The organism is Bacillus sp. z50 (assembly GCF_058313585.1).
In genome coordinates this window covers 574,738-591,334 of the sequence record NZ_JBZFQL010000002.1, presented here as the reverse complement: position 1 = coordinate 591,334, position 16,597 = coordinate 574,738, and the positions used below count along the sequence as shown (strand labels likewise).

The following is a 16,597-nucleotide window of genomic DNA, read 5'->3' as shown; positions in this document are numbered from 1 at the left end:
ATCTGTTATATATAGTTTAAATGCAGAATAGCTATTGGTTTCAATATATAAATAATTCCAATTAAAACTGTATACATCAGTATTTAAATAATATTTAAAGATAAACTAAACAAACTTTTTCGTTATGAAATAGGGAGGGAAAATAATGACAATTCTTCCGAAAAAGAATGAGCAAGGTTTTTATGAAATTCGCCTAGAGTCAATCGGAGGACTAGGGGCAAATCTAGCCGGAAAAATGCTGGCTGAATCAGGTGTTCTGGGGCATGGTTTAAATGGATCCAATTTTTCCTCCTATGGTTCGGAAAAAAAGGGATCTCCTGTAAAGAGCTTTGTTCGTTTCTGCGATGCCGAAACTGAAATACGTGATCATAGTCCAATTGAAGAGCCTCATGTTATTGGTGTTTTTCATGAAGCACTTTATAAAATGGTTGATGTGGTGAGTGGTTTACGTCCGGATGGTATCGTTCTTGTTAATTCAACTCGTCAGTTCGATGAAATAAAAAATGACTTAAATCTTCAGTATGGAACGCTTGCAATCGTCGATGCACTTGGTATTGCAGTAGAAGAAAAAACAAAAGTGAACACAGCTATGCTTGGAGCTTTGTTCCGTATATGTGATTTCCTCAATCCCGAGTCCATGAAAGACGTAATTAGAAAAACATTCGAAAAGAAATATCCACATTTAGTTGAGCCAAATATCCGTACGTTTGAACGTGGCTATCATGAAGTGACGTTTAAACATTTTGAGGTACCTCAAGATGCAGAGGGCAAAAGTTTTAAAAGAGCATTACCTTTATTGGGATACGAAACCCAAGTTATTGGCGGCACGATCATTGCTCAGGGTAACAGTATACTTAAAGACTTGTCCGGTTCCAGACAGGGTTTTTTACCTGAATGGGATGCTGAAAAATGTATACATTGTGCTGCCTGTGATACAGCTTGTCCGGATTTTTGTTTTGTCTGGGAAGAGGGAGAAGATAAGCGTGGACGCAAGCAAATGTTTTTAACAGGGATTGATTATCAATACTGTAAAGGCTGCTTGAAATGTATTGAAGCGTGTCCGACTAGCGCCCTTCGGGAAATGCGGGAAATCTTAGGTTTTGCTGAGGAAAATACAGTGAAACAACGTAATCCTTATGTAGCAGGAGGGATGAAATAATGGCGATATCAGAAGTAGAACTAACTGAATTGGTAAAGGATACAATGGCTGAACAAGTGACTACCTTTGAATCAGGTAATGAAATGGCCGCAATGGCTGCAGCACAAATCAATTATCACTTAATGGGGTATTTTCCAATTACCCCATCAACTGAAATAGCTCAGTATTTAGATATTATGAAATCCAGAGGAGAACATGATATTCAATTAATTGCGGCTGATGGAGAACATGGTTCGGCAGGTATTTGTTATGGTGCTGCCGTGACAGGAGCCAGGGTTTTTAATGCCACAAGCGCAAATGGACTTATGTATATGCTAGAGCAGCTACCTGTTCAATCAGGTACAAGATTTCCAATGGTTATGAATCTTGTTACTAGATCAATCAGTGGTCCGCTCGACATTCGGGGCGACCATTCTGATTTATATTTTGCCTTAAATACAGGTTGGATCATTTTGACAGCCAGAACACCTCAAGCTGTTTACGATATGAATATAATGGCGTTGAAAATCTCGGAGCATTCCGATGTACGTTTACCTGTTATAGTCGCTTATGATGGATTCTTTACATCCCATCAAAAGAGAAAAGTAAACTACTTTAAAGATAGAGAGATTGTGCAAAAATTTATTGGTGAAATGCCAACTCATTTTCCGCACGTAGATATTCACAACCCGGTAACGATTGGTGCACATATGAATGGGGATGATTTGATCAATAATCACTATCAGCAGTCTGAAGCGATGTATAAAGCCGGAGAGGTTTTTACTCAGGTAGCTTGTGAATATGCTGAACTGTCAGGTCGCCAATATGGAGTATTGGATCTATATAAGATGGAGGACGCGGAAGTTGCCTTATTCCTGTTAAATTCAGCTGCCGAGACAGCTAAAGATACGGTCGATGATTTAAGAAAACAAGGAATTAAAGCTGGCGTGATCAGTCCTAACATAATTCGTCCGTTCCCGGCAGAAGAAATCAGAAAGGCTCTGAAGAATGTTAAAGTACTGTTGGTTGGCGAGAGAGCAGATTCCTATGGTGCCAATGGTCCCAACCTTACACATGAAGTGAAATCTGCCTTACAGGAAGATCAGGATAATCATACTGCTGTGTTAAGCCGTGTGTTTGGTTTAGGAGGAAAGGATTTTTATCCGGAGGATGCAAGGGCATTTTTTGATATGGCATTGCAAACATTAAATAATGGCCAAATTGAAAAAGTATTTGATTATTACGGTGTCAATCCGGGATTGCCTGAAGCCCAACCACAGCCACTTTTAAAGCCGAATAACGAAGATTTATATAAGACAGGGCTTATTCAGGTAACTCCTGATGAGGAGAGTGGAAAATTAAAGGTACGTATACCTCCTTTACGCTCATTAATGAGCAAACCAAAACGTTTGGCTTCCGGTCATGGAGCATGTCCAGGATGCGGAATTTTTCCAGCATTGGAGCTGTTCTTTAAAGGAATCGAGGGGGATGTTGTTGTTCTGTTCCAAACAGGCTGTGCCTATGTGGTAACAACGGCATATCCATATAGCTCTCACAAACAAACGATGATTCACAACTTATTCCAAAACGGGCCGGCAACTTTATCAGGTACACTTGAAGCATTTTTGGAGAAAAAACGCCGTGGTGAAATCTCTATCAGTGATGATGCGACCTTCGTTATGATCACCGGTGATGGTGGCATGGATATAGGGATGGGTTCAGCTATTGGAACTGCACTGCGCAATCACAAACTCATTATGCTTGAGTATGATAATGAGGGATATATGAATACAGGCTCGCAAATGTCCTACTCTACTCCGCTTGGTCATATGACAAGTACAACAGGTGTAGGAAGAGCACAAAAAGGAAAAGCTTTTCATCATAAGGATACAGCTCAAATCATGGCTGCCACTGGAATACCATATGTATTTACAGGATCGGAAGCTTTCCCGCAGGATTTAATTAAGAAAGCGGTGAAGGCACAATGGTATGCGCAGAATGTAGGTACCGTTTATGGCAAAATATTAATCACCTGTCCTTTGAATTGGAAGGCAGAGGAACGTTATGGTGCTAAGATTATGGAAGCGGCAGTAAACTCATGTTTCTTCCCTCTATACGAAGTTGAGAATGGTGAAACTACCATTACTTATAATCCGGAAACGAGGAAAAAACGTATTCAACTATCTGAATGGTTAACATATATGGGGAAAACAAAGCATCTGCTGCAGGAAGAAAATGCAGGTATGCTTGAGGAATTTGAACAAGAAGTGGATAGAAGATGGAACCGATTGCTGGCTAAGCATGAAAATCCATCCCTTTAATAGTATTTTAAAAGCCTGAAGAGATTCTATAAGATATCTCTTCAGGTTTTTTTATATTTTAATCTATACCATAAGGAGGTATTTAGTCTGATTCTGATTGTTTAAAAAGGTTTTTCCATAATTTTGTAGAATAAGTATCTTATTATGTCACAGGTATTAGGAGGATCCCCTTGGCTGATATGGATTTGAATGATAAGGAAGTAAAGATTATAGAAAAAAATACGGCCTTGAAAACTGATTACGAGACATGGGAGCATTTTTTAAACTCATTTACAAAAGCAATTATTGTTACTGATTTGGAAATGGAAATCATATCTCAGAATGAACAGGCAATCAAGTTATACCATCAGTTAGGGCGAGAGGGTAAACCAGGAAATCTTCGGGACTTTTATATCTCTGTTTCAAAAGAGGTGGTTGATGATCAACTCAGAAACGTGAAACAGCATGGTTTTTCAAATTATATATATTCAGTAAGGAATTCTGATGACACCTGCTCAGTTGAGCTTGAACTTAATGGACTTTTGGATTCATATTCAAAAAAAATTATCTATGTGTTAATCCCATTAAAAACAGAGAGTACAAGGGATCATGTAAAAAAGGATAATTTATATGTAGATATTATTAATGATTTAAAGTGCTATATTGTTATCCATACTAAAGAAGGAATCATCGTGGATGGTAATAAAGCCTTTTGTGGGTTGGTCAAAATTGAGAGATCGAAAATTCTAGGCAAAAGTATTTATCAATTTATTACTGCCGCCGATAAAGATAAATTTGATACTGTTATCAAGCATCTATCATCCGGAAATTCCCGTTTTAATTTATTTCAGCTTTGTCTTGATTCAAAAGAGATTACATATCAATATACTACACAATTTAATTTTTACAGTGGTTTGTACTATACAATTATTTACGATTGTTTTGAAGAATCAGAGCAAAATCACTATTTAATAGAAGGAATTCAAAATGTCTTTTGTCAATCCGTGGATGGAATAATCATGCTGGACTCTAAAGGAATCATCGTACAGGCTAATGAGCAAGCCTGCATATTGTTTGAGAAAACGCAGGTGGAATTAATTAATACGAATATAGAGAAAATTACGGGCGAAAAGATAAATACGCTTTTTATCTTGGAAGAACAAGAGAGTTATGAGCTTATTTTCAGTTCATCGAGTGGGAAAAAGAAGATTATAGAATTAACAAAAAGTCAGATTAGCAGTAGTCCTTATACTCTTTTAAGTTGTAAAGATATTAGTGAAAAGTGGGTGATGGAGCAGGAACTTCTTATCTCGGAAAATAAATTCAAGAAAATTTTTGACGGTACCTTTGATGGAATTATGATTTGGGGAGCAGACGGGGAAATATATGATATTAATGAACCTGGTGCTGCAATTATAGGGGCTTCTATTGATCATATCCAAAACAAAAACTTCCATGAAATATTCGAACTGACTGAACATCAGATGAAACATTTACAAAGGCATATTTCCTTGATCAATAAAAATAAGCATCATCATTTTGTGTGTGAGCTTACTTGCAGGGATGGGCAAAATAAACAGCTGGATTTTTCCTCCAGACTGGATGTTATACCGGGTAAGAATCTAACCATTTTTAGAGATGTAACAGATAAGATTCGAATGGAGGAACAATTAAAAAAATCAGATACGTTGAATGTTGTGGGTGAGCTGGCAGCTGGTATTGCTCATGAAATCAGGAATCCTATGACAGCTTTGAAAGGTTTTATTCAATTACTGGAAGGCAGCTTGAATGGCGAATTTTCAACCTATTTCCAGGTTATTTCTTCAGAATTACAAAGAATCGAGACAATCATTACAGATTTTTTAATTCTTGCAAAACCACAGGCAGTTTCCTATCAAATTAAACAGGTAAATAACACAATCGAAAATACGTTGGATCTGCTAAGTGCGCAGGCATCTATGCATAATATTCAATTCCACACACATTTTTCTAAAATACCACCCATCCATTGTGAGAGTAACCAACTTAAACAAGTTTTTATAAATTTAATCAAAAACGCTATAGAGGCTATGCCTACAGGAGGGTTTATTGATATCACAACAGAATTATTTTTTGATAGCCATGTATTAATATCGATACAGGATTATGGAACCGGAATCCCTGAGACTGTTCTTGATAAATTGGGAGAACCATTCTATACAACAAAAGAAAAGGGGACGGGTCTAGGTTTGATGGTTACCTACAAAATCATTGAAGAGCACGCCGGTTGGATTGAAGTTGCCAGTGAAGAAGAGAAAGGAACCCTGTTTCAAATCTATCTGCCTATTAATCATGAGTTCACTTGAGAGAAAAAATTAGAATAGGATGGTAAAATGGAAACTCTTCTGATTTATAAGGGTTTCTTATTTTTGTTTGCTGGAAGTGTTAGACAGATTCTTTAATAAGAAGATGAAATAATTATTATTTTTTGTCTTTTTTTGCGATTGTATTTACATTATTTTAAAATTCTGACATAATACCACTTAATGTTATTTTTTTAGTGAATAAGAAGGAGGAGCTTTTCTTGCAGAATCAAAAAGATTGGCTGGAAACTGCCATAAGAAATAAAAGAGAACAAATGATTAGCCATGCTAAGAACAATGGCCTTCTAGATGAAGGTACATTAAATCTGAGTCGGCAGCTTGACCAGTTAATTCTTGAACATATTAGGATGAAATACTCAATAACTAATTATTAAATAAACAAGGAATGCGTAAAGGTGAAAACTAGGATTTTATGACATAAAACGTATTTACCATTTACTATTTACATATGGTTTGTGGATAAAAGCAAAGTAACAATTTAATACTAGGATAGGTATAATCAGTTCTGAAAAAGATATCTCTACCTGGTCGGCAAGTACATTTTAGCCCAGGTCGATTTATATACTCCTTTAGTATACGCGATTTTAGGCCATATTTATGAATGCATGAATAACCCCTTTTCTAAATGATCACAGTGGAAGGAATAGGTATACCATACACTTCCGTCACCTATCCTCAGGCGAGACCTTCTCCATATTCGTTATAAATCCTATTTTTTCAGGTTAAGTGCGCAGTACTTTTTCTGGGAATTGAAAAGCTCATACTTAAAAAATCCATCAATACAGCACGATTTGGATGACTGAATCTCATCCTACGAATAGATGAAATGATTGTTTGCATCCAGAGGATATTCCTTATATGATGTCTATTTATATAGAGCAATACCTATTAGAAGACATTAGAAGATTCATTTTGTACCTTAGGAAAAATAATCTCCTCGTTTGCATAAGGTTATACATCATCAATAAAGGATTAGTGCTCAAAATATTAGGATGTTCTGCAAAAGAATTGTAAAGTGAAAAATAAATAAAGGTTAAATACTAGGTTATTACTACTATCAGGATGATTATAAAGTTTTACTTTTTAATAGGAAAGAAGTATAATTACGCGGATGATAATAGTGAATTTTATCCGTTAATTGTGGGTGATTAAATATGGAAGAACAAAATCAATCTTTAAAAGTATTTATAGTTCTGTCGAGGGCTTTTCGAGCTATCAGTGACTATACCAACAAATATATCCAAGCCTCAGGTGTAAATCCAACCGAATTTGCTGTCCTTGAGCTACTCTACCATAAAGGTGATCAACCATTGCAGCATATAGGGGATAAAATCCTGCTTGCCAGTGGAAGTATCACGTATGTAGTAGATAAGCTGGAAAAAAAGCAATTATTAAAAAGGATTGCATGTCCCAATGATCGAAGAGTAACATATGCGCAAATTACGGAAAAGGGAAAGAAGTTCCTGGAAGGGATATTCCCGGAGCATCAGGAACGAATTGAGCATTTAATGGATGGGTTAACAGTCGAAGAGAAGGAAACGGTGATTGAGCTTCTGAAAAGAATTGGTAAATCCGTACCGTTAACTAAATAATCCATTAATACCTATATATTAATGAATAAAATGAAATAGAAGAATAAGATGGACTGGCTGTCGTTAACCGGCAGTTATTTTTTTGTCTAAAAGCTGAGGAGGAAATAAGATGTCACTCGTTCATTAATGAAACAAGGTGGTAAGAAGCAACCGGTATTCTCCAGAATAATAATTTGTCATAAAGACAATCAGCCCGCATACAGTGAGTAGTAAGCGGGGAGGGACAAGGGTGAATCGTCAATATGTAAATATTTTTCAAGTTGCAGCTGTTTATGTTGGAACGGTTATTGGAGCGGGTTTTGCAACTGGAAAGGAAATATATGAATTTTTTACCCAATATGGACTTTATGGCCTATTAGGGATTCTTCTTTCGGGATTTATTTTTATTCGGATTGGCAGAAAAATAATGATTGTAGCATTACATAGAAATATTAAAAATTATATGGAATTTAATGATTGGTTATTTGGTAAACGTATATCCTTTTTTGTTAATATCATCTCTATGGGCATGTTGTTTGGGGTTACAGGTGTTATGATGTCAGGAGTTGGCGGTCTATTTGAAGAGCAATTGGGATTTTCTAAAATAGGGGGCATGCTTTTTACTACATTTCTATCAATTGTTGTCATGAGCTGGGGGACTAAAGGTTTATTATCTATTAACACCTTTGTGGTACCTGCAATGATTATGTTTAATTTAATCCTGATGTTTGCTTCATTATTCCATATGAATCCTGTTCAAAATCTGCTAACCATTCCTGATGAAGTAAGCTGGAAGATGGTCTTATCGCCCTTCTCCTATACGGCATTTAACCTTGCTTTGACACAGGCTGTTTTGGTTCCATTGGCTGCCGAAATAAAGGATGAAGATATTATTCGAAAAGGTGCAAATTTAGGAGGATTTATTTTATCCGTTGTTTTGGTAAGCTGCCATATTTCCTTATCCTCCATACCAGGAATTGAACAGATTAACATTCCTACTGCCTATGTAATGAAACAAATAGCACCTTTTTTATATGGGCTCTATTTATTCATTATTTTTGGAGAAATTTTTTCAACCTTAATTGGAAATGCCTTTGGACTCGAAAGGCAACTAAAAAAAGCAACGGAACTGCCTTCCTGGTCGCTATATGTTGGGATTTTTGCCATAAGTTTAATAATTGGCCAAATTGAATATGGTCCTTTGATCTCTATATTGTATCCGATTTTTGGATATATTAGTTTAATCTTTTTGCTGTTAATAACTGTCAAAAAGTAAGTGTCAGCTACGATTTATGCTGTTTCTAGAAAGATTTATAAAAATGACAAAAAGAAAGAGAAGGGATAGTCCCCTCTCTTTATAAGGTCAATGCCGTAGGCACATTATAATGTTAATATAATCGGCTCATTCTTTGTCACTATGATAGTATGTTCACATTGTGCAACCAAGCTTTTGTCACTCGTGATAAATGTCCATCCATCACCGGCTTCTGTAACCATGGTTGCTTTTGTAGAAATAAACGGTTCAACGGCCAATACTGTACCTTCATGAAGAAGCTCTGAATCCCATGGGTCAAAATAGTTTAAAATATGATCTGGTTTTTCATGCAGACTTCTACCTATTCCATGGCCGGTTAAATTTTTGATGACAGTGAATCCATTTTGTTTTGCTGTATTGAAGACAGCTTTACCAATTTGGTTTTTCTTGGAGCCTGCTTTAGCTTTGCTGATTCCCTGATAAAAAGCATCAACTGCGCATTGGCATAATTTTTCTTTTTCACTAGTTGTAGTGCCAACCGGGAACGAAATTCCTGTATCCCCATAATATCCATTTAATACTGCAGAGACGTCGATATTTACCATATCGCCTTCGTTAATTATACGTTTTCCTGGTATTCCATGAGCAACTTCTTCGTTTACACTGATACATGTAAACCCGGGAAAATCATACTCATTTTTAGGTGCAGAAACAGCTCCGGTTTCCTCAAATATTTTCTTTGCGATTAAATCAAGCTCCAGTGTTGTAATACCGGGAACGGTAGCTAATTTCATTGCTTCCCTGACACGTGAAACAACTGCACCTACTGCTTTTAATCCTTCTAAATCTTTTTCGTTTTTTACAATCATGATACTAAACCTGCTTTCTGTAATGCTCTTCATTAGTATAAAAAGTTTAGTGGAAAGGTTCCAGATGGAATCGATTCTCACTATTATATCTAAGTTTTTTACAAATTTAAAGTAAGGGAAATTAATGGGACAAGAAGAGAACGAGGCAAGTAGCCCCGTTCTCGAATTATTCATATATGATTTTATAATTTTTATGGTTAACGACTGTCTTTTCTTCTAATTCAAGATCATGAAAGTTCTCCATTAAAGTTAAATCAACAATCACTGAGTTTTCATTTACTTTTTCTACAATCCCACGCAATCCATCGCGGAATTCAATTATATTGCCTACATCAGCCTTTTTCATCATGTTCACACCTTTTCAGTTTATTAAAGTTATCAACAGATCTTGATTAGTAAACTAATATCCTTGCAATTTCGGGATTCGTAAGTCCGCTTATAAAGAAATTATCCCTACTATTTAGCTTATGCAGAATAATATTGTAATTATAGTATAAATTGTGATTAATTGGAATGTTAAAAGAATAAATAGTCTTTATATTTTCGCTCCTATGGAATACTTGTTTAATGTAGGGGTTTGAGAGTATCATGTTTTGTATATATAGGAGGTTTTACGAATGAATAAAGAAGAGATCCAATCCATATTTGATCAATTAAAAAATGGAGAAATAGATAAACTTGAAGTTGCAAAGCAGGATTTCATGGCGTTTCGATCTGTGCTTGTAGAAAGGGAAGATTTTAAACATTTTCGGGGAACTGCTCATATAGGCGGGGGTGTGACCTATCATTATTTAGAGGAGCCTAGAAGCTGAATAGAAATCAACAAACCCAATTATAAAGTAATTGGGTTTGTTAACATTTTAATCAGTATTGTCCTTATTTGATAAACACATCTGGATGTATTTCAAGGTAATGCTTTAGTTTTTTTAGCGCCATCCGTTTCCAAGATTTCACCGTTGCATACGTTGTATGGTATTCGTATGCGATATCTGTGATGGTTTTACCAAATTGAATGTATTCAGCCAACCAAATATATTGGTTGTTTGTTAAGGAAGTTAGAAAAGGTTTAGGGAAGTACCATTCAAGGAAGGAAACATCTTCTTCAACCTTTAATAAATCCCAATACTCAGGTGATTTTTTTAATTCTCTCCCATTTATTTTAGTGGACTTGCAAAGCTGTATAAGCATTTTACCTTGTATGGACTTATAGGCATAGGAAAGGAACTGTCCTTTTTCAGGGTTAAAATTTTGGCTGGCCTCCCAAAGTGCAATTAATCCTATTTGGTAAAATTCATCCTTTTCACAAATAATATTAAGCTTTCTCATAATATGATGTATTAATGGATTATATTGGTTAACTAATGATTCGAAGTCTTCCATACTCGTAATCCTGCCCTATGAGGAGCGACCTCTATATTCCCGGGTACCTTTAAAGTACGCTTAAAGATTCTTTCTGTAAAAAAAGCAAATTTGAAAATTTGTTGAGTTTTTAGCGAAAAATGAGGATAAATTCTATTAAAATAATCATTATTTTAAAAAATATGGATTCCTATAACAAAATCTAACCATTTAATTTAAAAGAGAGGATTGGATACAATGAATTTTCAGGATCAAGTTGTGTTAGTAACAGGTGCTGCAAATGGGATTGGTAAAGAAATCGCAATACAATATGCAAATAAAGGCGCGAAAGTTGTTTTAACCGATATAGATGTGGAAGCTGGAAAGAAAATTGAAGCTGAACTATTGGCAATGGGAAAAGTTGCTTTATTTGCTGAGGCCGATCTCAGCAAAGAGGATGATTGCCTTCATATAATGGAAATAATTAGAGGTGAATGGGGTAGGTTAAATATTATAGTAAATAATGCAGGCATAAGTGAATTTACTCCATTATTTGAAATGACAACAGAGAATTGGAATCGCATTATCAATACCAATTTACGAAGTGTATTTATTTTGGCAAGAGAAGGAGCTAAGCTGATGACTGGAACGGGTGGTTCTATCATTAATATAGCATCAACCCGAGCCATACAATCTGAACCGAATTCTGAAGCTTATGCTGCATCCAAAGGTGGAATCCTAGCTCTAACGCACGCTCTTGGCGCATCATTAGCCAAAAAAGGTATTCGAGTTAACAGTATTAGCCCTGGCTGGATTCAAACGACTGATTACACTGGTTTACGTGAGATAGATCACGCCCAGCATTTTTCGGGTAGGGTAGGTAAGCCAATAGATATAGCAAAAGCATGTTTATTCCTAAGTGATCCAGAGAACGATTTTATTAATGGAGAGAATCTGGTTATTGATGGTGGAATGACAAGGAAAATGATTTATGAAGATTGAAAATATGAATAAAAAACAGAATAGAAAGGTTCTTCAAATTTGTCATTAGAAATACCTTTGTTGTAAAATCGATAGGAAATACAATATATAGATATTTCTCCAAGCTATGTGAAATTTAGTTGTAGAATTGCTTATCTGTGTGCAAACACTTTACTGAATAAATTCATTGTATATAGGATTCTGGTATATATTAGAAATGAATCTTATATTTATTGAAAGACTATGTTTCAATCAATCTTACAGGTGAGATATATTTATGGTTCTTAATTTATAAAAGCAGTTGAACAATTTTAATTTTTCAGGTACATTTCTCTTATAGGGTTTTACTCTATATTGTGAGAAAAGCTACATAATTTCGACTGTTCATCCTTTTATACATAGGACCGGTTGAAACTGGGTAAAATCATAAGATGTAAGCAGCTAGAATTCGTATAGCTAAAACAAAATAATTATTAATAAAGGAGCTCGATTACTTATGGTACAAAAAACTTTTCATGTAACTGCAGAAACAGGAATTCATGCTCGTCCAGCAACATTGCTTGTACAAGCAGCAGGTAAATTCAACTCTGATATCAACCTCGAATATAAAGAAAAGAAAGTTAATCTTAAATCAATTATGGGCGTTATGTCTTTAGGAATCGGCAGTGGTTCAGATATTACAATTATCGCTGAAGGAAATGACGAACAAGATGCATTAAATGCCATTGAGGAAACATTAACAAAAGAAGGATTGGCTAAGTAATGACAACGATGTTAAACGGGATAGCGGCATCTAATGGAATTGTCATAGCAAAAGCTTATCGTTTAATGGAGCCTGACTTAACTGTAACAAAAAGCACGATTAATGAAGTGGATACCGAATTAACTCGTCTTCAAGAGGCGGTTAATAAGGCTCAGACCGAATTGGAAACAATTCGTGAAAAAGTCAAAACAGAACAAGGTGAAGATAAAGCAGCCATTTTTGATGCTCACATACTTGTTTTGAATGACCCTGAATTGCTTGGTGCTGTACAGGAGAAAGTTAAGTCTGAAAAAATCAACTCTGAATTTGCTATGCGCGAAATTGCTGATATGTTCATCACTATGTTTGAACAAATGGATAATGAATATATGAAAGAAAGAGCAGCTGATATTCGTGATGTAACAAAACGGGTTATCAGTCATCTTCTTGGGGTACAAATACCAAATCCAAGTATGATTGCTGAAGAAGTGATTGTTGTGTCCGAGGATTTAACTCCTTCAGATACAGCTCAATTAAACAGAGAATTTGTTAAAGGCTTTACAACTGATATTGGAGGGCGTACTTCTCACTCCGCAATTATGGCACGCTCGCTTGAAATTCCAGCAGTTGTTGGGACTAAACAGGCAACTGAAACTATTCAAAACGGCGATATGATTATACTTGATGGGCTTAAAGGTGAAGTACATATTAATCCGACACCTGAATTGATTGAAGAATACAAAAAAGCTGCTGATGCTTATGCACAGCAGAAACTTGAATGGGCTAAGCTTGTTAACGAAAAAACGGTAACAGCAGATGGCCATCACATAGAATTAGCAGCGAACATCGGCACTCCTAAAGATCTTGAAGGTGTTAAAGCAAATGGTGCTGAGGCTGTAGGCTTATATAGAACAGAGTTCTTGTATATGGGAAGAGATAATCTTCCTGGAGAAGAAGAACAGTTTGAATCCTATAAAGCTGTACTTGAAGGTATGGAAGGTAAGCCGGTTGTGGTACGCACATTGGATATTGGTGGAGATAAGGAGCTTCCTTATCTAGATCTACCGAAAGAAATGAATCCATTCCTTGGATTCCGTGCTATTCGATTATGCCTTGAGGAACTACCGATTTTCAGAACGCAGCTTAGAGCACTTTTACGGGCAAGTGTGTATGGGAATTTAAGAATTATGTTCCCGATGATTGCCACTTTAGATGAATTCAGATCCGCCAAAAAGGTTCTTGAAGAAGAAAAGGCGAAATTAATTGAAGAAGGTATTGAAGTATCAGATTCTATTCAATTGGGAATCATGGTGGAAATCCCTTCAACTGCGGTAATCGCAGATCAATTTGCTAAGGAAGTAGATTTCTTCAGCATTGGTACGAATGACTTGATTCAATATACAATGGCTGCAGATAGAATGAACGAACGTGTATCTTACTTGTACCAACCATATAATCCAGCTATTTTACGTTTAGTAAAAATGGTGATTGAAGCTGCACATAAAGAAGGCAAATGGGCTGGAATGTGTGGAGAAATGGCTGGGGATGAACTGGCGATTCCGTTGCTTGTTGGATTAGGGTTGGATGAGTTTTCAATGAGCGCAACATCTGTTCTGCGTGCACGTTCCCAAATTAAAACACTTACTAGAACCGAAATGCAAGACTTGGCTGAAAAAGCTATACAAATGCAAACATCAGCAGAGATTGTTGAAATGGTTAAAAAAGCTACAGCTCAAAAATAGTTTCAATAAAAATAGATATACAGGTTTATTTATTTGAACGGAGGGGTACATTAAAGGTGGACACAAAACAGCAACATGCTTTTAGTGACCCCCCTTTCTTAATCAACTGGTTTTCCAGTTGATTTTTTTTGCTATTATAGAGGTATAGGAGGGAGCGTTATGATGAATTTACATATTGGTTTTATCGGTATTGGTGTAATGGGTAAAAGTATGGCATTGAATATAATGAAGGCGGGATACCCTGTCAGTGTTTATTCCAGAACAAAGTCCAAATGTGAGCCTTTGCTTTCGGAAGGTGCAGATTGGAAGGAGTCCCCTCGTGCAATCGCTGAGGAAGCCGATGTTATTATTACGATGGTTGGCTATCCTTCTGACGTTGAAGAGATATATCTAGGGGCGGAAGGCTTATTAAAATATGCCAAGCCGGGTACTTATTTAATTGATATGACCACTTCAGCTCCGTCTTTAGCACAAAAGTTATATGCTGCTGGTAAGGAATTAGGATTGCATGTCCTTGATGCACCTGTCTCCGGAGGAGATATTGGTGCACAAAATGCTAATCTTGCCATTATGGTTGGTGGTGATCAATCTGATTTTGAGAGCATGATGCCTGTATTTAAAGCAATGGGGACAAATATTATCCATCAGGGCGATGCTGGCTCGGGCCAACATACTAAACTATGCAATCAGATAGCCATTGCTACGAATATGATTGGTGTATGTGAAGCGATTGTTTATGCCGAAAAATCTGGCCTGGATCCTGAAACAGTTTTGAAAAGCATTTCAACTGGTGCTGCTGGAAGTTTTTCCTTAACCAATTTAGCGCCTAGGATATTAAAAGGTGATTTTGAACCGGGATTTTATATCAAACATTTCTTAAAAGACCTAAAAATTGCATTAGAAGAATCCGAACGGTTAGGTCTTGACTTTCCAGGGCTAACTTTAGCCAAAGCTATGTATGAAAAATTGGCGGATATGGGAGAAGAGAACCGTGGAACACAAGCCTTGTATAAATATTATACTGAGGCATCCAATCAGTAACTTAGTCTCATTAAAAAAAGAAGCATTTCGAAAAGGTATCATGCCTTTAACGAAATGCCTCTTGTTATTTTATCTGCTGAATTAGGAAATGTTCAAGTCTGTTTAATCCTTCTTTAAGCTGCTCCATGGAAACAGCATATGATAATCGGAAATATCCTTCTCCATATTTTGAAAAAGCAGATCCAGGTATAACAGCTACTTTTTCAAATTGAACCAGCTTGAGGGCAAAATCGAGTGAATTTTTAAAGGCATCTGGTATTTTAATGAAAAAGTAAAATGCGCCATCCGGTAATACAGTCTGGAGATTCATCGCCGCAAGTCTATTAAAAACATAATCACGACGGTTTTTATATTCCTCTCTCATAGCAGCTGGATCATGTTCACCGTTCCTCATAGCCTCGAGTGCAGCCATCTGTGAGACAGAGGAGGCACAGGATACGTTATATTGATGAACCTTTATCATATGTTTAATGATTGCTTTTGGTGCCATCAGAAAGCCGATTCTCCAACCGGTCATGGAATGTGACTTTGATAGACCATTTATAGTAATGGTTTGCTCTCTTATAATGGAACCAATCGATGTATGAGTTCTGTCCAAAGTTAATTCACTATAGATTTCATCAGCCAGGATAAAAATATTTTTTCCTCTAACAAGGTCAGCAATTTCCTCCAGTTCCTCTCTCGTTAATGATACCCCTGTTGGGTTGGACGGATAGGGAAGAACAATACATTTTGTTTTTTCGGTTAGACTTTCTGTGATTAATTGTGGAGTCAATTTAAAGGAGGTGCTTCTTGTATCAACATGGACTGCTTTTCCCCCTGCTAAGTGAATTAATGGTTCATAACCGGGATAAACAGGGCCAGGCAGAATGACTTCATCTCCAGGTGTTAAAATAGTCCTGAAGGCAATATCAATCGCCTGACTTGCTCCTACAGTAATCAAAATTTCATCATCCGGATTATATTTAAGTGAATAATGGCTATACATAAATTTTGATACTTCTTGCCGGAGATCGAGTAAACCGGCATTGTGGGTGTAGGTGGTACAATCTTTTTGAATGGCGTTTATTGCTTTATCTTTTATATGTAAGGGTGTTGGGAAGTCAGGTAATCCTATTGTAAAGGACAGGACATCATCAATATCAGATACCATATTATAAAACTGCCGAATACCGGATATTTCTATCTCTTTTACATGAGGATTAATTAAGTGTTCCATTCCAGGTCATACCTCCTAATTACAGTTCTTATCTTTAT

15 protein-coding genes are annotated in these 16,597 nt (G+C 36.3%); 11 read left to right on the top strand and 4 right to left on the bottom strand.

Translation table 11 applies throughout. From position 1 onward, the window contains the following. Nucleotides 1-145: 145 nt before the first annotated feature. From AC4G3N_RS08725 to AC4G3N_RS08700, 6 genes are all read left to right on the top strand, one after another. Nucleotides 146-1,159 carry a 2-oxoacid:acceptor oxidoreductase family protein gene (locus tag AC4G3N_RS08725; protein WP_066100961.1) on the top strand — a complete coding sequence of 338 codons (1,014 nt, stop codon included), beginning with the start codon at nucleotides 146-148 and terminating at the stop codon, nucleotides 1,157-1,159. Continuing rightward, a complete protein-coding gene (locus AC4G3N_RS08720) occupies nucleotides 1,159-3,459 on the top strand; it encodes a thiamine pyrophosphate-dependent enzyme (protein ID WP_066100958.1) in 2,301 nt (766 codons plus the stop codon). Before AC4G3N_RS08725 ends, AC4G3N_RS08720 begins: the two co-directional genes overlap by 1 nt. 179 nt (nucleotides 3,460-3,638) lie before the next feature. Beyond that, entirely contained in the window at nucleotides 3,639-5,783 is a 2,145-nt protein-coding gene (locus AC4G3N_RS08715; protein WP_491090090.1) for a PAS domain S-box protein, read from the top strand. Nucleotides 5,784-6,001: 218 nt separating this feature from the next. After that, a complete protein-coding gene (locus tag AC4G3N_RS08710; protein WP_077247946.1) occupies nucleotides 6,002-6,175 on the top strand; it encodes an aspartyl-phosphate phosphatase Spo0E family protein in 174 nt (57 codons plus the stop codon). Between the two features lie 780 nt (nucleotides 6,176-6,955). Further along, on the top strand, nucleotides 6,956-7,393 hold the full coding sequence (locus AC4G3N_RS08705) for a MarR family winged helix-turn-helix transcriptional regulator (protein ID WP_066100952.1): 438 nt from the start codon (nucleotides 6,956-6,958) through the stop codon (nucleotides 7,391-7,393). A 229-nt stretch (nucleotides 7,394-7,622) separates the two neighbouring features. After that, nucleotides 7,623-8,648: a YkvI family membrane protein gene (locus tag AC4G3N_RS08700; RefSeq protein ID WP_066100949.1), complete on the top strand. Its 1,026-nt coding sequence runs from the start codon at nucleotides 7,623-7,625 to the stop codon at nucleotides 8,646-8,648. A gap of 104 nt (nucleotides 8,649-8,752) precedes the next feature. Here AC4G3N_RS08700 and map read toward each other — a convergent pair whose 3' ends face one another. Together map and AC4G3N_RS08690 are read right to left on the bottom strand one after the other, a co-directional pair. Further along, complete coding sequence (gene map, locus AC4G3N_RS08695) at nucleotides 8,753-9,496, bottom strand: type I methionyl aminopeptidase (protein ID WP_066100948.1); 744 nt, start codon at nucleotides 9,494-9,496, stop codon at nucleotides 8,753-8,755. 166 nt (nucleotides 9,497-9,662) lie between these two features. Next, a complete protein-coding gene (locus AC4G3N_RS08690) occupies nucleotides 9,663-9,842 on the bottom strand; it encodes a YkvS family protein (protein WP_066100944.1) in 180 nt (59 codons plus the stop codon). Nucleotides 9,843-10,113: 271 nt separating this feature from the next. Here AC4G3N_RS08690 and ykzS point away from each other — a divergent pair, with 271 nt between their 5' ends. Beyond that, nucleotides 10,114-10,308, top strand: coding sequence for a protein YkzS (gene ykzS / locus AC4G3N_RS08685; protein WP_066100941.1), 195 nt, complete (start codon nucleotides 10,114-10,116; stop codon nucleotides 10,306-10,308). Nucleotides 10,309-10,372: 64 nt separating this feature from the next. On the opposite strand, the gene AC4G3N_RS08680 is transcribed toward ykzS, so the two are convergent. Beyond that, nucleotides 10,373-10,876, bottom strand: coding sequence for a sigma-70 family RNA polymerase sigma factor (locus tag AC4G3N_RS08680; protein WP_066100938.1), 504 nt, complete (start codon nucleotides 10,874-10,876; stop codon nucleotides 10,373-10,375). A 216-nt stretch (nucleotides 10,877-11,092) separates the two neighbouring features. Here AC4G3N_RS08680 and AC4G3N_RS08675 point away from each other — a divergent pair, with 216 nt between their 5' ends. The 4 genes from AC4G3N_RS08675 (at nucleotide 11,093) to AC4G3N_RS08660 (ending at nucleotide 15,340) form a co-directional block, all read left to right on the top strand. Then, nucleotides 11,093-11,836 carry an SDR family oxidoreductase gene (locus AC4G3N_RS08675; protein ID WP_066100935.1) on the top strand — a complete coding sequence of 248 codons (744 nt, stop codon included), beginning with the start codon at nucleotides 11,093-11,095 and terminating at the stop codon, nucleotides 11,834-11,836. Nucleotides 11,837-12,311: 475 nt separating this feature from the next. Further along, complete coding sequence (locus AC4G3N_RS08670; RefSeq protein ID WP_066100932.1) at nucleotides 12,312-12,578, top strand: phosphocarrier protein HPr; 267 nt, start codon at nucleotides 12,312-12,314, stop codon at nucleotides 12,576-12,578. Further along, complete coding sequence (ptsP, locus tag AC4G3N_RS08665; protein WP_066100929.1) at nucleotides 12,578-14,299, top strand: phosphoenolpyruvate--protein phosphotransferase; 1,722 nt, start codon at nucleotides 12,578-12,580, stop codon at nucleotides 14,297-14,299. The genes AC4G3N_RS08670 and ptsP overlap by 1 nt, the downstream gene beginning before the upstream one ends. 162 nt (nucleotides 14,300-14,461) lie before the next feature. Continuing rightward, nucleotides 14,462-15,340 carry an NAD(P)-dependent oxidoreductase gene (locus AC4G3N_RS08660; protein WP_373925465.1) on the top strand — a complete coding sequence of 293 codons (879 nt, stop codon included), beginning with the start codon at nucleotides 14,462-14,464 and terminating at the stop codon, nucleotides 15,338-15,340. A gap of 64 nt (nucleotides 15,341-15,404) precedes the next feature. Here the strand turns inward: AC4G3N_RS08660 and AC4G3N_RS08655 are convergent, their stop codons facing one another. Then, nucleotides 15,405-16,559, bottom strand: coding sequence for an aminotransferase A (locus AC4G3N_RS08655; RefSeq protein ID WP_066100921.1), 1,155 nt, complete (start codon nucleotides 16,557-16,559; stop codon nucleotides 15,405-15,407). Nucleotides 16,560-16,597 lie beyond the last annotated feature (38 nt).

What these genes read in the sequence shown, in the direction of transcription:
- AC4G3N_RS08725 (WP_066100961.1), top strand. Translation starts at nt 146, where the DNA reads ATGACAATTCTTCCGAAAAAGAATGAGCAAGGTTTTTATGAAATTCGC.
- AC4G3N_RS08720 (WP_066100958.1), top strand. Translation starts at nt 1,159, where the DNA reads ATGGCGATATCAGAAGTAGAACTAACTGAATTGGTAAAGGATACAATG.
- AC4G3N_RS08715 (WP_491090090.1), top strand. Translation starts at nt 3,639, where the DNA reads ATGGATTTGAATGATAAGGAAGTAAAGATTATAGAAAAAAATACGGCC.
- AC4G3N_RS08705 (WP_066100952.1), top strand. Translation starts at nt 6,956, where the DNA reads ATGGAAGAACAAAATCAATCTTTAAAAGTATTTATAGTTCTGTCGAGG.
- map (WP_066100948.1), bottom strand. Translation starts at nt 9,496, where the DNA reads ATGATTGTAAAAAACGAAAAAGATTTAGAAGGATTAAAAGCAGTAGGT.
- AC4G3N_RS08690 (WP_066100944.1), bottom strand. Translation starts at nt 9,842, where the DNA reads ATGAAAAAGGCTGATGTAGGCAATATAATTGAATTCCGCGATGGATTG.
- ykzS (WP_066100941.1), top strand. Translation starts at nt 10,114, where the DNA reads ATGAATAAAGAAGAGATCCAATCCATATTTGATCAATTAAAAAATGGA.
- AC4G3N_RS08680 (WP_066100938.1), bottom strand. Translation starts at nt 10,876, where the DNA reads ATGGAAGACTTCGAATCATTAGTTAACCAATATAATCCATTAATACAT.
- AC4G3N_RS08675 (WP_066100935.1), top strand. Translation starts at nt 11,093, where the DNA reads ATGAATTTTCAGGATCAAGTTGTGTTAGTAACAGGTGCTGCAAATGGG.
- AC4G3N_RS08670 (WP_066100932.1), top strand. Translation starts at nt 12,312, where the DNA reads ATGGTACAAAAAACTTTTCATGTAACTGCAGAAACAGGAATTCATGCT.
- ptsP (WP_066100929.1), top strand. Translation starts at nt 12,578, where the DNA reads ATGACAACGATGTTAAACGGGATAGCGGCATCTAATGGAATTGTCATA.
- AC4G3N_RS08660 (WP_373925465.1), top strand. Translation starts at nt 14,462, where the DNA reads ATGAATTTACATATTGGTTTTATCGGTATTGGTGTAATGGGTAAAAGT.
- AC4G3N_RS08655 (WP_066100921.1), bottom strand. Translation starts at nt 16,559, where the DNA reads ATGGAACACTTAATTAATCCTCATGTAAAAGAGATAGAAATATCCGGT.